A 16,394-nucleotide genomic window follows, 5' to 3' on the forward strand; every position below is an offset into this window, starting at 1 on the left:
TTGCATGCTCAGGCGCTGATTAGCCCGGGGGGCGATCCCGGCGCAGGAATCCCAATTTTTTGATCCTCGCCAACCACGACGAACGTTCGACCGTCTATGAATCGGTCCACGTTCCGGCACAAGTCCCCTGCGTAGCGATGCCTAACCCGGTCCAAGGCGGCTCGAACGCTCGCCGGCAGGCTGCTTCCGGCACAGCCCTCCTTGCGGAGTTGCAATGCCATGTAGAAGTCGAATGTCAGGGGAATCCTGTAGTCCAGGTCAGCTATTTCAACGCAAGGCATGTCATGTCCAGGCGTGGTGCTCGTCGACCTCGGTGCCGGGAGCGTCCTTATCCCAGGCGGCAACCCCCTGAGGCTAACCAGGGGCTGGGACCGAGCCTCGGCGGTCGGTTGACCAATTATCTCCACAAGGTTGAAAGAAAACCCGGCATCTCCAAGCAATGGAGAGAGTACCTCTCGGACTTTTGCGAGACGACCGCCATCACGCAGGGTCGCTTCGTAGTCAGCGAGCAAGTGATCAAGGGCATGATACCCGAGACGAATACCTAGAGATCGCTTTGCAAGCAATCCTGCCAGCCTTCGCAAGAAGGCGACCGCCGCGATTGCAATTGTAGAGTTCCTGGCAAGCAAGTCCCACTCGCGTTCGGCTTTGTCAAAAGCTTCAAGCAGCAAGTTTTCTGCCGGCGATAGCGCGAGCGCCTGGTTGGTAGCAGTTAGTCCCTGGTCGATCGATTGGCAAAAGGCATCTTCCACGGACCGAAGCGGGTGTGCTGAATCGGCAGGTGTTGTGCTCGCTGGGTCCAGGCGGGCGTATTCGTTTTCCAGCGTCTCGCGAATCGATTTCGTCGATCCGCCACCGGCAACCGTGGACAGGGCGGTGATAAGCTCAGCACTAATCGGATGAGTAAGACTGTCAACTGGGCGCTTCTCATTAAAGGAGCTGGCCGACCGAGCCATTTCCGCGCCACGAAACATGGCATTGCCATATAAGCGCATTACAAGGGCCAGCGCGCTGCTCGCCGCTCCCGCAGCTGCCTGGAGCCCCGAAGCGGCTTCATGCACCCAATCGCAAGGGTGCGACGCGCCTGCAAAGTCACTCCACTGCCCAACTAGCAACTCGGCAACGAGGGAGAAACTATCCCGAAAGTTCCAGCGTTGGCCACGCGCGAGCTCGCCGTGACGCAAGATCAAGAGTAGGTTGCTACTTGCGCGCTCATCGCGCAACCATTCGGCATTCTGTCGAAATGGACAGACCGTGCGCGAACTGCAGTCAAGGCATCGACCTGCTACCTCCCATTGCGCATCATCAATTGCCTTGTTCAGTATGCGCTCAAGCGGCTTACCGGTCGCGTCGGCGAGCAAGAGACTCTCGATATCAAGCGGCCAGCAAGCAAAGCGATTGTCATCCTCAAGCGGCCAGGATTGCTTTCTCGATCCTAGCGTATCGCGCCCCAGGCCCGATGCCTGGATTACTTTTGTCAGAAGCGATGTAACCGGGTTGTCTCCGTAAGCGCGGAATGCCTCGTTCATGGCCCTGGCAAGCAGGCCCCGATTAGCGCACGCAATAAAGACAGGGAGCGGCTGATCGGGACAGGTGAGAAGATCAGCCAAGTCGTGCGCGAGTTCACTTGCGGCATTTCCCAGCGCGGTTTCGGTAGCCGTCGCATCCTGGACAACTATGACCCGGCTCACTCGGGCGGAAAACGACGAAGCAGCCAGGCCAAGATCCGCGGGGACAATATCGATCTTTCTAGGTAACACGCCGCCTGCTGCAAAGCGCTGCCGAAGTACGGCACAGAGGGCGCCATTCAATCCAAGTTCTTGGTCAAGCGACCTGAGAAAGTCCTCGACTGTCTCGGATTTTCCGTTTCCGGGTCCCCCAACCAGAAATATCCAACGAGGGGTAGATCTTTCGTCGGCTGCAATCGCGGCGGCCAACGAGCGCAGACGTTGCACCAGGGGCGTTTCGATGACTTCCCCAATCGGGTTGACCCGCGCCTGGAAGGGCACGTGAACACCGCCGCCGGATTGACCATGCCATGAAAGTAGCTGCGGCACGTGCGGATTTCGGTTTTCTGGCAACGTCCAACCTCCCCAGGGAGCCTGATCGAGTTCCCAAAAGCTCTGTAGTCCCGAACGGCCTGTCGATCAGTCTCGACTCGTGCGCGAATTATTGCATCGATGCCACGTGGAGACCGCCTCAAGCAAGGAGGCGCACAACGTTCTCAATTACAAGCTGGGAAGGTTTCCCCCGCATCGAGGCCGGAACTCTCGATCCAATGTATGTTCTCTGTTTGTTTTAGTTGATCTAGCGCCCCTCACAATGGACCCGCCCAAGTTCAAGTCCTGGCGATGAGATGTGAGCGAAGCATCGTGCGCGAGGCCGCGGTGCACTTGAAGCGGAGAGAAAGATACTGACGTTGCGAGCCCCAATTCTTGAAAATTGCCATCCATGGAGCCCTAGTTTGGTGCGTGCCGACTCAATGGTGGTCCCGAATAATATCGCGCATTCAACGCATGGAGCGCGCAACCAAATGTGAGCCTTCGCGTGCTTGGAGGCGGATTGAAGATCGTTGTCGCTGACACTGCCGCTCGAATTACCAGCAGAGCTGTCGGATATATGCGCGCGAACCTAGTGGGTCGGATCACTAAATGAGTACGTCGGGATTCGCCAACGTTCGCCGACGCTTATTCAACGGATATTCGACGACTTCTCTACCGCGGCTCTAAGTTGTTGAATTGTCTGGCGCTCCCTAGGGGAATCGAACCCCTGTTTCAGCCTTGAGAGGGCCGCGTCCTAACCGCTAGACGAAGGGAGCGTGAGGTGAACCGCATAGCCTTGAACGCGCCGCGCCGCAAGACGGCAGAGGCAAATTTCGCGGATGATGTTGCGGACGGGTTGTCGGCGCCGGCCTCACGGCGCCTGGAGCTGGGCCATCAGCGCGGCGCCCGGGCCGGGGTCCATGCGATACAGCACGGTGCCGGACATCGCGCCGGACAGACCCGACCTAGGGGGCATCAAAGTGCCGCTGCCGCCGGCATAGGCTTGGTTCAGCAGCACCTGGCCGGGCGGGCCATAGGGCGTCGCGCCGAGGCACAGATAGTAGACCTGCCCGGCCTCGACCTGGATCTCGGTCTCATAGGGCAGCGAAATGCCGGAATTGACCGACAGCTCGTAGGTGCCGGCCGGACGATCGACGAACAGATAATAGCCGTTGCGCAGCGCGCCGACGGTCTTGCCGGCGACCTTGACGTCGGCGGTGCCCGCCGTGGTGCCCATGGCGCCGACGAGGCCCTTCTCGCGCAGGAAATAGATCCGCGCCATCCGGCCGTCGCGCTGCTTGGTCTGCGATTCCAGCGCCGTCGTGGCGGCGCAGGCGGTCAGCAGCAGCGCCGCCGCCAGCAGGCTCAGCGCGCGCGAAAGATGTCCGGTCATTCCACCCCACTCCAGAGTTCCCCGGGGGTCTTTAGAGCAGACATGGAACCGGCGGACAACGATACCGGGAGTGGCAGATGGGCCGGCTTTCGCGGGTTTGGCGATGGTTCCCGGGACGAAGCCGAGCTGTCAGCCGCACCGACGGTGCGCCCCCTCTCCCGCTTGCGGGGGAGGGTTGGGGTGGGGGCGGCCGCGGGCACCGGTGCCAGTGGAGAGAGTTCCCCCACCCGCATCGCATCTTTCGATGCGATGCGACCTCCCCCGCAGGCGGGGGAGGCGCTGACCGCCCGCGGTGTGAAAGCCGGGACTAAAAGAAAGATGGGCCAGAATGATCAGGCGAAACCGCCCTGCCCCTACGGCTCCACCGCGAAGCGGAGGCGGCCGGTGGGTTTGAGGGTCTTGGCGTCGAAGGTGCGGATCTCGGTGGTGCCGCCGACATCCAGCGTCACCGCCAGCCGGTCGCCGGCGGTGCCGGTGGCGACGATGCGGGCGCCCTTCGGGAACATGGCGGTGAGGTCGGGGCCCGAAGCTGTGCTTCCATCGCCGCGGAAAAGGCGGTAGCCGATGGCGACCAGAAGCACTGCGATCGCGATCGAGGTGGTCACGCCCGCGATCATCATCATGCGCCGCAGCCGCGCCATCAGCTGGGCCTGCTCGGGCGAGGACGGCTCGGGCGCAACGGTAGAATTCATGGACATCTCGACTTCACAATCCCACGGTCTGATGACGGTCACGGTCGCCGGCGACGAAGGCTCGCCGCGGCTCGATCGCGTGCTGGCAGCCAAGCTGCCGGAGCTGTCGCGGTCGCGGCTGAAGGCGCTGATCCTGGCCGGACAGGTGTCGCTCCGCGCGGAGGCGGTGCGGGACCCCGCTTATCACGTCATAGCCGGCGACACGATCACAATCGACGTGCCGGAGGCCGTCCCGGCCGAGCCCGCGGCCGAGGCGATCCCGCTGAAAATCATCTACGAGGACGACGACATCATCGTCATCGACAAGCCGGCCGGCCTCGTCGTGCACCCCGCGGCCGGGCACGAGACGGGAACGCTGGTCAACGCGCTGATCGCGCATTGCGGCGCCAGTCTGTCCGGGATCGGCGGGGTCAAGCGGCCGGGCATCGTGCACCGGCTGGACAAGGACACCACCGGCCTGATGGTGGTGGCGAAGAACGATCAGGCGCACGCCTCGCTCAGCGCGCAGTTCGCCGATCACGGCCGCACCGGCGCGATGGAGCGCGGCTATCTGGCGTTCGCGTGGGGGGTGCCGCACCGGCCGCACGGCACCATCAACGCGGCCATCGACCGCCATCCGCATGCCCGCGACAAGATGGCGGTGCGCGCAAAAGGCCGCGAGGCCATCACCCATTACGAGGTGCAGGAGAGTTTTACCGGCCGCGACGGCAAGCCGGTGGCGTCGCTGATGGCCTGCCATCTCGAGACCGGGCGCACCCACCAGATCCGGGTGCATCTCGCCCATCTCGGCCATCCGTTGCTCGGCGATGCCGTCTATGGCCCGCACTTCAAGACCAAGGCGAACCAGCTTGCGCCGGGCGCGCGGGCGGCGCTCGAGGCGCTCGGGCGGCAGGCGCTGCACGCCTATCTGCTGGTGATCGAGCACCCCCGGACGGGAGAAATAATGCGCTGGGAATCGGAGCTTCCGGAGGATCTTTCTCTTTTGGGGCGCGCCTTGCGAGCGGCGCTATGACGCAGGACCTTCAGAAAAACGCAAGCATGTCAAAAACTTAATGGAGCCACACGGGGTCGTGACCCCCGGAATCCTTCCACCGGGGGGCGAAAATGGTGTATGTTGCGCCTGCGTCGAATGGTCGACGCATGGAACGTCGCAAACCGGCCGGCTTTAACCAAGCGACCGCTTTGCCTGGCCCGCCGCTATCGGGGGCCTGAACCAACTGGAGGGCGCTCAATGGCCCGTACAGCTACACTGCCGGTTCTCAACGGAGAATCGGGACTTTCACGCTACCTCGCCGAGATCCGCAAGTTCCCGATGCTGGAACCGCAGGAGGAGTACATGCTCGCCAAGCGTTGGCGCGAGCATGACGACAGCGACGCAGCGCATAAACTCGTGACCAGCCACCTCAGGCTCGTGGCCAAGATCGCCATGGGCTATCGCGGCTACGGCCTGCCGATATCCGAAGTCGTGTCGGAAGGCAATGTCGGCCTGATGCAGGCGGTGAAAAGGTTCGAGCCCGAGAAGGGCTTTCGCCTCGCCACCTACGCCATGTGGTGGATCAAGGCGTCGATACAAGAGTACATTCTGCGATCGTGGTCGCTCGTGAAGATGGGCACCACCGCGAACCAGAAGAAGCTGTTCTTCAACCTGCGCAAGGCCAAGAGCCGCATCAACGCGCTGGATGAAGGCGATCTGCATCCGGATCAGGTCAAGCTGATCGCGAAGCGCCTCGGCGTGACCGATCAGGACGTGGTCGACATGAACCGCCGCCTCGGCGGCGACGCCTCGCTGAACGCGCCGATCCGCGACGACGGCGAAGCGGGCGAATGGCAGGACTGGCTGGTCGACAATACGCCCAACCAGGAAGCCATCATGGCCGAGCACGAGGAATACGACCACCGGCGGCAGGCGCTGAACGGCGCGATCGGCGTGCTCAACGCGCGCGAGCGCCGCATCTTCGAGGCGCGGCGCCTGGCCGACGAGCCGATGACGCTCGAGGACCTGGCGGCCGAGTTCGGCGTGTCGCGCGAGCGGGTGCGCCAGATCGAAGTGCGCGCGTTCGAGAAGGTGCAGTCCGCCGTCAAGGGCGCCATCGCCAGGCAGGAGGCGGCGGCCCTGGAGGCCGCGCACTAGACGCGCGGCTTGCTTGAAGGTGGTTTTTGGATGCGATCGGAGCCGGCGGAGACGCCGGCTTCTTGTTAGGTGCAGTTAGTCGGGCGCGGCGCGGGCGAGCTCGGCAAGCGCACAGCCCTCGCAGTAGCGGGCGTCCTTGTAGTCGATCCAGTTGTGCGCATAGATCCGCTCCCGCGGAATCTGATAGCGCAGCCGGAGCAGCTTCGAGAGCACGCGCCAGGCGGCGACCTGGGCGTCCGTAGGAGGCGTGGTGACGTCGGGATAGTTGCCAGCGAACTCCACGCCAATGGAATTGTCGCGCACGACCTTGCGATAGGTGGGGCCGTTGTCGATATAGCGGCTGTCGTTGCGGTTGGCGCCGTCGCCATGCAAGGTCACCAGGGTTTCCGGCACCGCCCAATACACCGTGCCGTCGGTTTCCACCCAGATGGTGACGCCGCGCCGTTTCGGGTTCTTGGCTTGCGCCAGCGCCCCCGCCCGCGCCGACCCCGCCGGGCCCTCGGTCTGGTGGACGATGATGTTGGTCCAAGGATGGGCGAGGTGCGGATCGCCCCACGGCGCCAGCCAGACCATCTTCAGTCCCGGGATGTCCGGCGTGCCGGACGAACGGGCGAGCGACGTGAGATCCTCAGCCGCAACAGGCAGAGGCAGCGCGACGAGAAGCAGCGCGAGCGCTGCGCGGTGGGAGAACAGGACCGGCCTCATGGTCGGCAACGATAGCACCGGCTACCCGGCGGCGGCATCCTGCCGGCGCGGCGGCGCCATCATCGGCTCGATCTGGTCCGGCGCCAGTGTCGGCGTCTCGTGGTCGGCGGCGAAGACGGCATAGCGGTTCTTGCCCTCCTTCTTGGCGGCATAGAGCGCCTGGTCCGCCCGCGCCATCAGCCGGTCGGGGAAGGCGCCGACATCCTCGGTCCATTCGGCGATGCCGATCGAGACCTCGATCGGCACCTCGGCGCCGGCACAGGCCTCCGCATCGTCGCGGCAGACCTGCAGGATGCGCCGCGCGATCATCGCGCCTTCGCGCAAGGCGGACGCCGGCAGCACGATGCAGAATTCGTCGCCGCCGGTGCGGGCCAGCATGTCGCCGGGGCGCAGCCGGGTCTGGGCCATCAGCGTGAAGTGCTGCAGGCAGGCGTCGCCGGCGGCATGGCCATGGGTGTCGTTGATGATCTTGAAGCCGTCGAGATCGATCACCAATAGCGCGAACGGCCGCCGCGAGCGCTCGGCGCGCGCGCATTCCTCGCTCAGGCGCTGCATCAGGTGACGGCGGTTGGCGACGCCGGTGAGATCGTCGAGCAGCGCGAGGTCGGCGACCTCGTTGCGCAGCCGGTCCACCGCCATCAGCAGGAAGCCGAAATTGAGCGACATCGACAGGAAGATCAGCAGCAGGACCGCGGCGGCCTGACCACTGGTGGAGCGGCTGAAATTGAAATCGGCGCCGATGAACGCCCCGATCGAGCGCACGGCAAACACCGCGATGATCAGAACGGACAGCAGGCCGGCCAGCCGCGCTCCCGGATTGACGGGCCCGCGCCTCGCATCCAGCACCAGCCGCGCGATGATCGCCATGGGGACCGCCTGCCCGATCGAGTAGCACAGGATCCTCAACGGGCCGTGGTCGTATCCGTATTGGAAAAATGCGATCGACGAGCAGGTCATCGCGACGACGGTCAAGCTCAGTCGCCACGACGCCCTGGAGCCATAGAAGCGCTCGACGCCCATCGCCGCGAGGCAGATCGCGAAGGTCATCAGCGAGCCGCCGACCAGCAGCGGAACGAACGAGCCGAAATAGAACCGCGTCAGCGCGAACGCCGCCGCCGGCGCGCACATGAACGCAGATGCCGTCCAGTACCGCGCCGAATCCAGATTGGGATAGCTGCGCATCACGTAGGCCCAGATCAGGCCCAACGCGAGGAAATTGACCACGAAGGCGGTCCACAGCGTCGGAACGTTCAGCATCCCGACAGCAGGACGCCGCAGGTCCTGTCCTCGATGTTCAATAACGCCGCGCTCATGAGCTACCCTGTTGCTCGAGGCAACATGGGCGCGGCGCAGTTAACGGTTCCTCAAGGGCCCAACCAAGGTTGCGCCTTGGTTTTGAATCAATGAAGACACCTTTTACGATCCGCTAACCTTGTCACGCCCCCAGCGCCAGTGGCGCAACTGGCCGGCGAATGCATCGAGCTGTGGATAAGCGCAACCACGCTGGTGACAGCGTGAGGCAGAGCTTCGCGAATCTGCTGGGATCGACACCCGAGGCTGATGCATGGCTGGCGTGCGCCAGCGAAGCCTCGAAGTCGCGTTGCAATCCATCAACTCCTGACGAGGATTCCATGGCGAAGAAGGCGAAGAAGGCCGCAAAGGCCACCAAGAAAGCTGCGAAGAAGACCAAGAAGGCTGCCAAGAAGAAGTAGTTGCACTTCCCGGGTGGGAGCGCGGCTTCCACCCGGCTCTCAGTCAGCTCGACCCGCTAGCCGATCCTACGTCTCCACCGGTCGGCGGTTGCCACGCAACACGCCTCACCTGATATCGGGCGTGCGCTCGAGCGTCACCTCGGCTTCGCGCAGCACGTCCAGCGGCGCCCACGGCTTGCTCCAGAACTTCGTGCCGCCCGGCAGCGGCTGCGACAACGGCCGGCCAGAAGTGACGACCACATTGATGTGGGGGTGACGCGCCTTGGCGAGATGGGCAAGCTCGACCCCGTTCATGCGGCCCGCCAGATTGACGTCGGTCATCAGCAGCACGATGCGATGACCCGGCTTGTTCAGGACGAGTTCGGCGGCCTCCGCGCTCTCACACGCGATCACGTCGTACTCGCTCTCTTCGAGCAGCAGCGTGATCATCTCGCGCTGCGCCAGATCGTCTTCCACGATCAGTGCGGTGGCGCGAAAAGGTTGCGACTGTCCCATGCAGGTCCTCCACGAATGTGTGCTCGCAAAGTAATGTGAGTTAAAAGCTGAACGGCCGGATGGTTCGGTTCCAATCAGAAAAAGTGGCCGAAAACCCAGCTGCAATTGGAACAGGCACGTAGAACCGGTCGATCAGGGGAGTGAAGCGACAATGACGATCATTCGAGGCGCATCTGCCGCCGTGACAGGCGCAGCCAGCGGCATTGGCCGTGCGCTGGCGCAGGAGCTGGCGGCCCGCGGTTGCGATCTCGCGCTCGCCGACCGCGACGAGGCGGGCCTCGCAAGCCTCGCCGCCGAGCTCACCGCAACCGGCCGCAAGGTGACCACGCACCGGCTGGACGTCAGCGATGTGGCTGCAGTCACCCAGTTCGCAGTAGACGCGACCCGCGCGCATCCCGGCCTCAACATCGTCGTCAACAATGCTGGCGTGGCACTGTTCGGCAGCTTCGCCGAGATCGATCAGGCGGAGATGGAGTGGCTGTTCAACATCAATTTCTGGGGCGTCGTGCACGGCACGCGCGCGTTCCTGCCGCATCTTTCGCGCCAGCGCGAAGCGCACGTCGTCAACCTGTCCTCGATCTTCGGCATCATCGCTCCGCCCGGTCAATCGGCCTACGCCGCGGCAAAGTTCGCGGTAAGGGGATTTTCCGAGAGCCTGCGTCACGAGCTCACAGCCGCCGGCAGTCCCGTGCGGCTGTCCGTCGTGCATCCCGGCGGCATCGCCACGGCGATTGCGCGCAATGCCCGCGCCGGCCAGGGCATGACCGACAATGCGCGCCGCGTGCAGGCCATCGAGCGGTTCGAGCGGCTTGCCAGGACCAGCCCGCGCGACGCCGCGTTGCGGATCATCGAGGGCATCGAGCGCAATGAGCCCCGCATCCTGATTGGCGGCGATGCGCGCTTCATGGATCTCCTGCAGCGCTTCATGCCGGGCACCTATTGGCGCGTGATGGCGAAGCGGCTCGAGAAGGCGGCCGCGAAGCAGGGATGAGCCACGGGACAGGAGCCCCCACCCCAGCTCGCGCCCGTGGCTACGCCGGAGCGATCGGCGTGTCGGCGAGCTTGATACTTCAGCCACCCAACGACCGGTCAGGCCGCCCTGATATGGGCTAGGAACTGGTTGACCTCGCTACGCAGCCGGGTCGACTGCTGCGCGAGCTCGCCGGCCGCCGACAGCACCTCGTTGGCGGCGTGGCCGGTCTGCACGACCCCGGACGTGACGCCCGCGATGTTGCGCGTGACGTCCTGGGTCTTGCCGGCGACGACGTTCACATTGCCGGCGATCTCGCGGGTCGCGGCGTCCTGTTGCGCGATCGATGAGGCGATGATGGTCGAGATCTCGTCGACCTCCTGGATCGTGGTGCAGATCATACCGATGCTCTGGACCGCGGCGGCGGTTTCGGCCTGAACCGCGGCGATCTGAGCACCAATCTCTTCGGTCGCCTTGGCCGTTTGGGTCGCCAGCGTCTTCACCTCGCTAGCGACGACGGCGAATCCCCTGCCCGACTCGCCGGCGCGCGCGGCCTCGATCGTCGCATTCAGCGCCAGCAGATTGGTCTGGCTGGCGATCTGGGTGATGAGTGCGACGACCTCGCCGATCTTGCTGGCCGCAATGTTGAGCCGCTGCACCTTGTCGTTGGATTGCTGCCCTTCGTCCGCGGCCTTGCGAACCACGGACGACGCACGCTCGAGCGTCTTGCTGATCTCGTTCATCGAGGATGACAGCTCCTCGGCCGCCGAGGCAACGGTGTTGACATTGTCCGACGCGGAGCCGCACGCCTGCGATACCGTCAGGGCCTGCTGCTTCGACTGATCGATCGTCACCGACATCGAACGGGCGGTCGCCTCCATTTCGATGGCCGCAGCCGACACGGCGTCGACGACGCCGCGGACGCTGGCCTCGAAGCCATCGGCCACCTCCATCAGCATGCGGCGCCGGTCCTCCTCGGCACGAGCCTGGGCCTTCTCCTGCTCCGCCTGCAGATCCCTCATCCGGACGGCGTTGTCCCTGAAGATCGAAACGGCGCGTGCCATCTGTCCGACCTCGTCCTTGCGCCAGTCGGCCGGGACGCGAACGTCCAAGTTGCCGTCGGCGAGCTCGCGCATCGCGCTCGTCATCTGGACGATCGGGCGGGAGATGCCGCGCGCGATCAACAGCCCGGCGAGCGCGATCAGCACGAGGCCGGCCAGCGTCATCCCGATCGCCAACGCCCCGGCGCGATTGCGAGCCTGGATGAACTCGCTGTTGTCCATGATGATCTCGACGGCCCCGATCGGCTTGCCGGAGAAATCCTTGATCGGGCCCAGCAGCGCGACGACCGGAACACCCTTGAGCTGTCCTTGGCGCGACAGGAAGCTGCCGGCCGATGCCTCCCGATAGTCGCCGCTTGCGAAGAAGGAGGTCTCCCCGATCGTCGTCGCGAACAGCTTGAAGCCGGTGTCGCCAGCCAGGCGGAACGCGACCTCGACATTCCGGCTGCGCTTGAACTCGTCGAAGAAGTTCTGGCCAAAGGTCAGGCCGAACTCGACCGAGCCCAGATGCCTGCCGGCGGAAACGATCGGTACGACGCCGCGGAGGCCGAGGCCGGCAACGCCGCCCTCCAGCCCGACGATCGGCTTGCGGTCGGTGTTGGCGGCCACCACCGTCTTGCGGAATCCAGACAGATCGTCGCCGAACTTGGCCGGCTGGTGCACCCGCAGGAAGGACATCGCTGGCGGCGTGTGAAACTGAAACTGGTCGACGCCATAATCGGATTTCAGGCTGGCCATGCCCGCGCCGAACAGCCGCATCAAGGCGTCGCGGTCGTTCTGCGCCATGGCGTCCTGGACCGCGGGGATGTTGGCGACCACCGCGCTCATCGCTTCCGCGCGGGTCGACTCCAGCTGCAGGCGCGAATTGAAGGCGTCATATTGGGCGTGGAGCTCGCGCTCATTGGCGCGGTCGATGATGCCGCCGATGATCCACATGGCGACCAGCAGCACGAAGAGGGCCGTCGCTGCCGCACCGATCACCAGAGAAAGGGTGATCCGGGTTCTCAAGCCAACAAACTTCAACATGCGATCCTCGAACGTCGACCGGTGTTCGAGTATTGCAGCGTTGCAACTAATTATTCCTGAACGAGTCAACCAATGGACTGGACCAACAACAAATTAGCTGCTGCGGGGCGGGAACGGCTATCGCAGCCTTCCGCCGCACACTCTGCTCTTAACCTGCCGCAATCCATGCTGGTTGCAGATCATTTCACCTCAACCCTTCACAAGTCCCGTCGGAACATCCTGACAGAGCAGAACGTCCGACCTGTCCGGCAGGGCGCGTTCAGGCGACAGGACCGCCGCGCGCCCGCCAGCCGCTCATGCCGCCAGCATAGTGGCGGATATCCTGCCGCCCGGCCGACAGCGCCCGCCGCAGGGCGGTGGCCGAGCGACCGCCGGCCTGGCAGATCAGAACCACCGGCTTGTCGTGCACGAGGCTGCCCGGGTCGAAACGCGACAGCGGGTGATTGACGGCGCCGGGGATGTGGCCGCCCTTGAACTCATGCGGCTCGCGCACGTCGACGATGACGCAGCTCCGCTGCTGATGCGCCCGCACCAGCTCATCATGCTCGATCGCCGGCACGCTGGTCGACCCGGTCAACCTGCTGAACAGTCCTGATAGCATGGGAGGAACCTCTCACTGTTTGACATAGGGGCACTCGGGCGACTCAGCCTAGCCCTGTGTCCGCTTCGCCTTGGCCGCGGACGCTTCGACCCAGAAGAAGAACGCACCTGCACCGATCGCGAGCGCGGCGAACCAGACGCCATCCGGCACGCCGGTGATGTCGGGCAGCCGCACCTTGCCGAGCGCCCAAACATTCAGGACATGGGCCTTCACCCAGTCGAAGCTCAGCGCATAGAGGATCGCCCCGACGATCATGCCGAAAGCGCCCACTGCAGCATGAACGCTGCCGCTGGCAATGGCGCCGAGCGCAGTGCCCGGGCAGTAGCCGTAAACCACCATGCCGACGCCGAACAGCGCCGCGCCGAGCGCGACCGCAAGCATGTTGGCGTCCTTGACGTAATACTTGGTGTTGCCGGTATCGACCAGCAGCAGAACGCCGATGCCGCCGACCACGATCGCCGTGCCCATCACCTTCAGCACGGTGAAGTCGCGCAGCCGGAACTGGTTCTCGATCACGTTGCAGCTCGTGACCTTGCCCTGCTGCAGGAGATAGCCGAACACGGCGCCCATCAACAGCGGACCGGCGATGCTCATCAATGACGTCATGGCCCTCCTCCTATGCTTTGCGGAACATGACGCGCGACACAACCAGGCCGGTCGCGAACATCACGGCGAGGAACAGCCAGCTCGACAGCGCCAGTTGCAGACCGCCTGAAATGCCGTGGCCGCTGGTGCAGCCGCCGGCCAGACGCGCGCCATACATGATGACGATGCCGCCGAGAAACGCAGCGACGAAGCGCTTGAACACCGACGGACCAAAGCGCTCCCTCCAGACCTCCGGCACCAGTTCGAGCCGCCACGTGCCGGAGATGACCGCCGACAAGAATGCGCCGAGCGGAATGCCGACCAGAAACCAGACGCCATAATCCCATTTCAGCGGCATCGACTTCCAATAACTGTTGGCGGCGACGGCGTCGGATCCGATCACCGGCACGGCGAACAGCGACGCGATGCGCGAGAACGCCGTCGTCACGCCGAGTGGGTCGCCGAACCCGGCAAAGGCCACCCAGCTGAGGATGCCGATGCCGGCGCCGACCAGATAAGGCGACCAGTCGATGCGCCCGGACCCGCCCAGATCCTTGACCATGACGTCGTTCATCATTGCCACGACGGGTCCTCCCTGCTGACGCGGCCCAGCGCCGCGACCGACGCCACTATATGCATATATTCGAATTTATGCAATTAAAATTCAGCCAATGCCGATAGGTCACGGTGCCGATAGGTGAAAAGGCAGGGCCCTCCGGCAGCCTGACGGCGAGGAATCAGCGGCACGGGCGACCTCGGGGACGGCAGCCCCGAGCAAACCGCAGCGGAGCATGATCCGCCGCAGACCCACGCTCTGTTCATGTCGGCGCGGCCTCTCGCAGGTCCATCGTCACCACGCGACTCGGTCGCGCCGCTTGCCGCGGCCGCGGGAGAAGTCCTCGAGATGAGGCTCGCAGGCCAATGCAGAAGCGATGCCCGGCGCGTGGTGGCCGGGCCTGCGCACCTGTCCAGCACTCCCGACGCGGGCCGGCGAATGGCGGCGAGATCGGATCTGCGCGGCTCTCAGTCGCTGCGAGTTCCTAGGCGGCTCTCACGCCGGCGATGAACTTCTTCACTTCCATGCTCAGTCTGGCACTGTCGTCGGCCAGCGATTTCGCGGCGGACAGCACCTGGGATGCGGCGGTTCCGGTATCGACGGCACCGCGCTGCACATCCGCAACGTTGGCTGAGACCTGCTGCGTTCCCGCCGCCGCGTGCTGGACGTTGCGCGAGATCTCCTGCGTGGCAGCGCCCTGCTGCTCCACGGCTGATGCGATCGTCGACGAAATCTCCTGCAATTTCTCGATGGTGATGCTGATGTCGCGGATGGCACCGACCGATTGCTGGGTGGCGGACTGGATGCCGGAGATCTGCTGGCCGATCTCGCCCGTGGCCTTCGCCGTCTGCTCGGCCAGCGCCTTGACCTCGGATGCGACCACCGCAAATCCACGGCCGGCCTCGCCGGCGCGTGCGGCCTCGATCGTTGCATTCAGCGCGAGCAGATTGGTCTGTCCGGCAATCGTATTGATCAGCTCGACGACGTCGCCGATGCGGGCAGCGGACTTCGAGAGCTCGCCGACCTGTTCATTGGTCCTGCGTGCCTGTGCCACCGCCTCATTGGCCATCCGGGCCGAATCCTGGACTTGCCTGCTGATCTCGTTGACGGACGCCGAGAGCTCCTCGGTCGCAGATGCCACCGACTGCACATTGGTGCAGGCTTCCTCGGAAGCCGCGGTGACGGATGTGGCCAGGTTCTGTGCGCGGCTCGCCGTGTTGCTGAGCCCGCCGGCGTGACCTTCCAAAGTGCTCGATGCCGTGGACACGGTGTCAACGATCTCGCCGACCGCGGCCTCGAAGCGGCCAGTGATCTCGTCGAGCCGCCGGCCGCGTTCCAGTTTCACCTCTGCCTCTCTCGAAGCGATATCGTCGGCCTGCTTCTTCGCAATCAAGGCGGTCTTGAAGACGTCCAGGGCGTCGGCCATCATGCCTACTTCGGTCTTCTGGCCGCGATAGGGGATCTCAATCGCCAGGTTACCCTCACCGAGCGCCTGCATCGGCCTGATGATGGAAGCGATGCACCGGGAAATGTCGCGAACGAACCAGCTTCCGACGCCGATGCCGGTGAGAACGGCAAGGACGATGACCGTCGACATCAATGCAAATGCCTCGGCATAGCCATCCGCGGCGATCTTGGTTTCGGCGTCGGCGCCACGATTGTTGAGGTCAATCAGCTTTCGAAGAAATTCGTCCGACTGATTGGCGACGCTCCGGACCGTCTTGTTGAACAGATCGCTCGCCTGCTTGGTCGCGTTGCCGTTCCCTGCGCGCAGCACCTCGAGCACACCATCGGCAGCCTTGACATATTGCTCCCAGCCCCGCGACCAGCTCTCGAACAGGCTGCGCTCCTCGGCCGACGAGATCATCGCCTCATAGGAGCGGCGCGCCGTCGCGATGACGGCGAGCGTTGCCTTCATGTTGCGGTCGAGATTGTCCTTCTCCTCAGTCGTATCAGCCGTCATGTAGGCTCGCAGCTGCGCCCGATTGAGATTGATCGCCGAACGCAACTCGCCGAGCACGCGCACGCTCGGCAGCCAGTTCTTGGCGATCTGTTCGGTATGCGTATTGATTGTCTGCATGCCGCGGACGGCCAGCAACCCGACGATGGTCATCGCCACCAGCAGCAGCGCAATGACGGCCGCCATTTTTGCTCGAATGGAGAGTTGCGACATCACGCGTGCCTTTCGTAGTCCCGGCGATTCGTATCGGTGCGCCGCATGATTGCGTCGTCCCCTCGCGACGGTATCACCCGACCTTCGCAAATTGGTTAACGGGCGGGATCTCCAGACTGGAATCTACCAACGTCATGATCGGGCGCGATGGTCCGAATGCCGTGGTCGGCACGCATCTCCTGTGGCCGATCCGCGGACTACGCGATCTGCGCTCCGGCGTGACGACGCAAAGACGCGTGTCTTCGGGCTCGA

15 protein-coding genes and 1 tRNA gene are annotated in these 16,394 nt (G+C 64.2%); 4 read left to right on the forward strand and 12 right to left on the reverse strand.

Annotated elements, in window-relative coordinates:
- Window positions 1-8: 8 nt before the first annotated feature.
- The 4 genes from ACQR03_RS26935 to ACQR03_RS26950 all read right to left on the reverse strand — a co-directional run bounded on the left by ACQR03_RS26935 (window position 9) and on the right by ACQR03_RS26950 (window position 4,127).
- Window positions 9-2,081: a hypothetical protein gene (locus ACQR03_RS26935; RefSeq protein WP_434841590.1), complete on the reverse strand. Its 2,073-nt coding sequence runs from the start codon at window positions 2,079-2,081 to the stop codon at window positions 9-11.
- A 662-nt stretch (window positions 2,082-2,743) separates the two neighbouring features.
- Window positions 2,744-2,818, reverse strand: a tRNA-Glu gene (locus ACQR03_RS26940).
- Window positions 2,819-2,913: 95 nt separating this feature from the next.
- Window positions 2,914-3,435 carry a DUF2846 domain-containing protein gene (locus ACQR03_RS26945; RefSeq protein WP_316171751.1) on the reverse strand — a complete coding sequence of 174 codons (522 nt, stop codon included), beginning with the start codon at window positions 3,433-3,435 and terminating at the stop codon, window positions 2,914-2,916.
- Between the two features lie 353 nt (window positions 3,436-3,788).
- The gene (locus ACQR03_RS26950) at window positions 3,789-4,127 is read right to left on the reverse strand and encodes a hypothetical protein (protein WP_434841589.1); all 339 of its coding nucleotides are present in this window, start codon (window positions 4,125-4,127) and stop codon (window positions 3,789-3,791) included.
- A gap of 31 nt (window positions 4,128-4,158) precedes the next feature.
- Here ACQR03_RS26950 and ACQR03_RS26955 point away from each other — a divergent pair, with 31 nt between their 5' ends.
- Both ACQR03_RS26955 and rpoH read left to right on the forward strand, forming a co-directional pair.
- Window positions 4,159-5,139 (forward strand): RluA family pseudouridine synthase, encoded by a 981-nt coding sequence (locus ACQR03_RS26955; RefSeq protein ID WP_434841685.1) that lies wholly within the window; start codon window positions 4,159-4,161, stop codon window positions 5,137-5,139.
- 219 nt (window positions 5,140-5,358) lie between these two features.
- A complete protein-coding gene (rpoH, locus tag ACQR03_RS26960) occupies window positions 5,359-6,258 on the forward strand; it encodes an RNA polymerase sigma factor RpoH (protein ID WP_315754871.1) in 900 nt (299 codons plus the stop codon).
- A gap of 75 nt (window positions 6,259-6,333) precedes the next feature.
- Here rpoH and ACQR03_RS26965 read toward each other — a convergent pair whose 3' ends face one another.
- Window positions 6,334-6,963: a peptidoglycan recognition protein family protein gene (locus ACQR03_RS26965; RefSeq protein WP_434841684.1), complete on the reverse strand. Its 630-nt coding sequence runs from the start codon at window positions 6,961-6,963 to the stop codon at window positions 6,334-6,336.
- 21 nt (window positions 6,964-6,984) lie between these two features.
- A complete protein-coding gene (locus tag ACQR03_RS26970) occupies window positions 6,985-8,220 on the reverse strand; it encodes a GGDEF domain-containing protein (RefSeq protein ID WP_315754826.1) in 1,236 nt (411 codons plus the stop codon).
- Window positions 8,221-8,477: 257 nt separating this feature from the next.
- On the opposite strand from ACQR03_RS26970, the gene ACQR03_RS26975 reads away from it, so the two are divergent.
- Window positions 8,478-8,675 (forward strand): hypothetical protein, encoded by a 198-nt coding sequence (locus ACQR03_RS26975; protein ID WP_315813825.1) that lies wholly within the window; start codon window positions 8,478-8,480, stop codon window positions 8,673-8,675.
- A 105-nt stretch (window positions 8,676-8,780) separates the two neighbouring features.
- Here the strand turns inward: ACQR03_RS26975 and ACQR03_RS26980 are convergent, their stop codons facing one another.
- A complete protein-coding gene (locus tag ACQR03_RS26980; protein WP_315718298.1) occupies window positions 8,781-9,170 on the reverse strand; it encodes a response regulator in 390 nt (129 codons plus the stop codon).
- Between the two features lie 151 nt (window positions 9,171-9,321).
- Between ACQR03_RS26980 and ACQR03_RS26985 the strand changes: the two genes are divergently transcribed.
- The gene (locus ACQR03_RS26985) at window positions 9,322-10,161 is read left to right on the forward strand and encodes an SDR family NAD(P)-dependent oxidoreductase (RefSeq protein ID WP_315754829.1); all 840 of its coding nucleotides are present in this window, start codon (window positions 9,322-9,324) and stop codon (window positions 10,159-10,161) included.
- A 98-nt stretch (window positions 10,162-10,259) separates the two neighbouring features.
- Here ACQR03_RS26985 and ACQR03_RS26990 read toward each other — a convergent pair whose 3' ends face one another.
- The 5 genes from ACQR03_RS26990 to ACQR03_RS27010 form a co-directional block, all read right to left on the reverse strand.
- Window positions 10,260-12,227 (reverse strand): methyl-accepting chemotaxis protein, encoded by a 1,968-nt coding sequence (locus tag ACQR03_RS26990; RefSeq protein ID WP_434841588.1) that lies wholly within the window; start codon window positions 12,225-12,227, stop codon window positions 10,260-10,262.
- A gap of 259 nt (window positions 12,228-12,486) precedes the next feature.
- A complete protein-coding gene (locus ACQR03_RS26995; RefSeq protein WP_315718300.1) occupies window positions 12,487-12,828 on the reverse strand; it encodes a rhodanese-like domain-containing protein in 342 nt (113 codons plus the stop codon).
- Between the two features lie 48 nt (window positions 12,829-12,876).
- On the reverse strand, window positions 12,877-13,434 hold the full coding sequence (locus tag ACQR03_RS27000; protein ID WP_315718301.1) for a YeeE/YedE thiosulfate transporter family protein: 558 nt from the start codon (window positions 13,432-13,434) through the stop codon (window positions 12,877-12,879).
- 10 nt (window positions 13,435-13,444) lie between these two features.
- Window positions 13,445-13,987, reverse strand: coding sequence for a YeeE/YedE thiosulfate transporter family protein (locus tag ACQR03_RS27005; protein WP_434841683.1), 543 nt, complete (start codon window positions 13,985-13,987; stop codon window positions 13,445-13,447).
- 466 nt (window positions 13,988-14,453) lie between these two features.
- On the reverse strand, window positions 14,454-16,142 hold the full coding sequence (locus ACQR03_RS27010; RefSeq protein ID WP_434841587.1) for a methyl-accepting chemotaxis protein: 1,689 nt from the start codon (window positions 16,140-16,142) through the stop codon (window positions 14,454-14,456).
- Between the last annotated feature and the right edge of the window lie 252 nt (window positions 16,143-16,394).

It is taken from the genome of Bradyrhizobium sp. HKCCYLS3070 (assembly GCF_051167575.1).
Lineage (GTDB): Bacteria > Pseudomonadota > Alphaproteobacteria > Rhizobiales > Xanthobacteraceae > Bradyrhizobium.

Bases quoted from the DNA above. Each gene is read 5' to 3' on its own strand.
- ACQR03_RS27010 (WP_434841587.1), bottom strand. From the start codon at position 16,142: ATGTCGCAACTCTCCATTCGAGCAAAAATGGCGGCCGTCATTGCGCTG.
- ACQR03_RS26950 (WP_434841589.1), bottom strand. From the start codon at position 4,127: ATGAATTCTACCGTTGCGCCCGAGCCGTCCTCGCCCGAGCAGGCCCAG.
- ACQR03_RS27000 (WP_315718301.1), bottom strand. From the start codon at position 13,434: ATGACGTCATTGATGAGCATCGCCGGTCCGCTGTTGATGGGCGCCGTG.
- ACQR03_RS26980 (WP_315718298.1), bottom strand. From the start codon at position 9,170: ATGGGACAGTCGCAACCTTTTCGCGCCACCGCACTGATCGTGGAAGAC.
- ACQR03_RS26990 (WP_434841588.1), bottom strand. From the start codon at position 12,227: ATGTTGAAGTTTGTTGGCTTGAGAACCCGGATCACCCTTTCTCTGGTG.
- ACQR03_RS26995 (WP_315718300.1), bottom strand. From the start codon at position 12,828: ATGCTATCAGGACTGTTCAGCAGGTTGACCGGGTCGACCAGCGTGCCG.
- ACQR03_RS26970 (WP_315754826.1), bottom strand. From the start codon at position 8,220: ATGCTGAACGTTCCGACGCTGTGGACCGCCTTCGTGGTCAATTTCCTC.
- rpoH (WP_315754871.1), top strand. From the start codon at position 5,359: ATGGCCCGTACAGCTACACTGCCGGTTCTCAACGGAGAATCGGGACTT.
- ACQR03_RS26945 (WP_316171751.1), bottom strand. From the start codon at position 3,435: ATGACCGGACATCTTTCGCGCGCGCTGAGCCTGCTGGCGGCGGCGCTG.
- ACQR03_RS26985 (WP_315754829.1), top strand. From the start codon at position 9,322: ATGACGATCATTCGAGGCGCATCTGCCGCCGTGACAGGCGCAGCCAGC.
- ACQR03_RS27005 (WP_434841683.1), bottom strand. From the start codon at position 13,987: ATGAACGACGTCATGGTCAAGGATCTGGGCGGGTCCGGGCGCATCGAC.
- ACQR03_RS26955 (WP_434841685.1), top strand. From the start codon at position 4,159: ATGACGGTCACGGTCGCCGGCGACGAAGGCTCGCCGCGGCTCGATCGC.
- ACQR03_RS26965 (WP_434841684.1), bottom strand. From the start codon at position 6,963: ATGAGGCCGGTCCTGTTCTCCCACCGCGCAGCGCTCGCGCTGCTTCTC.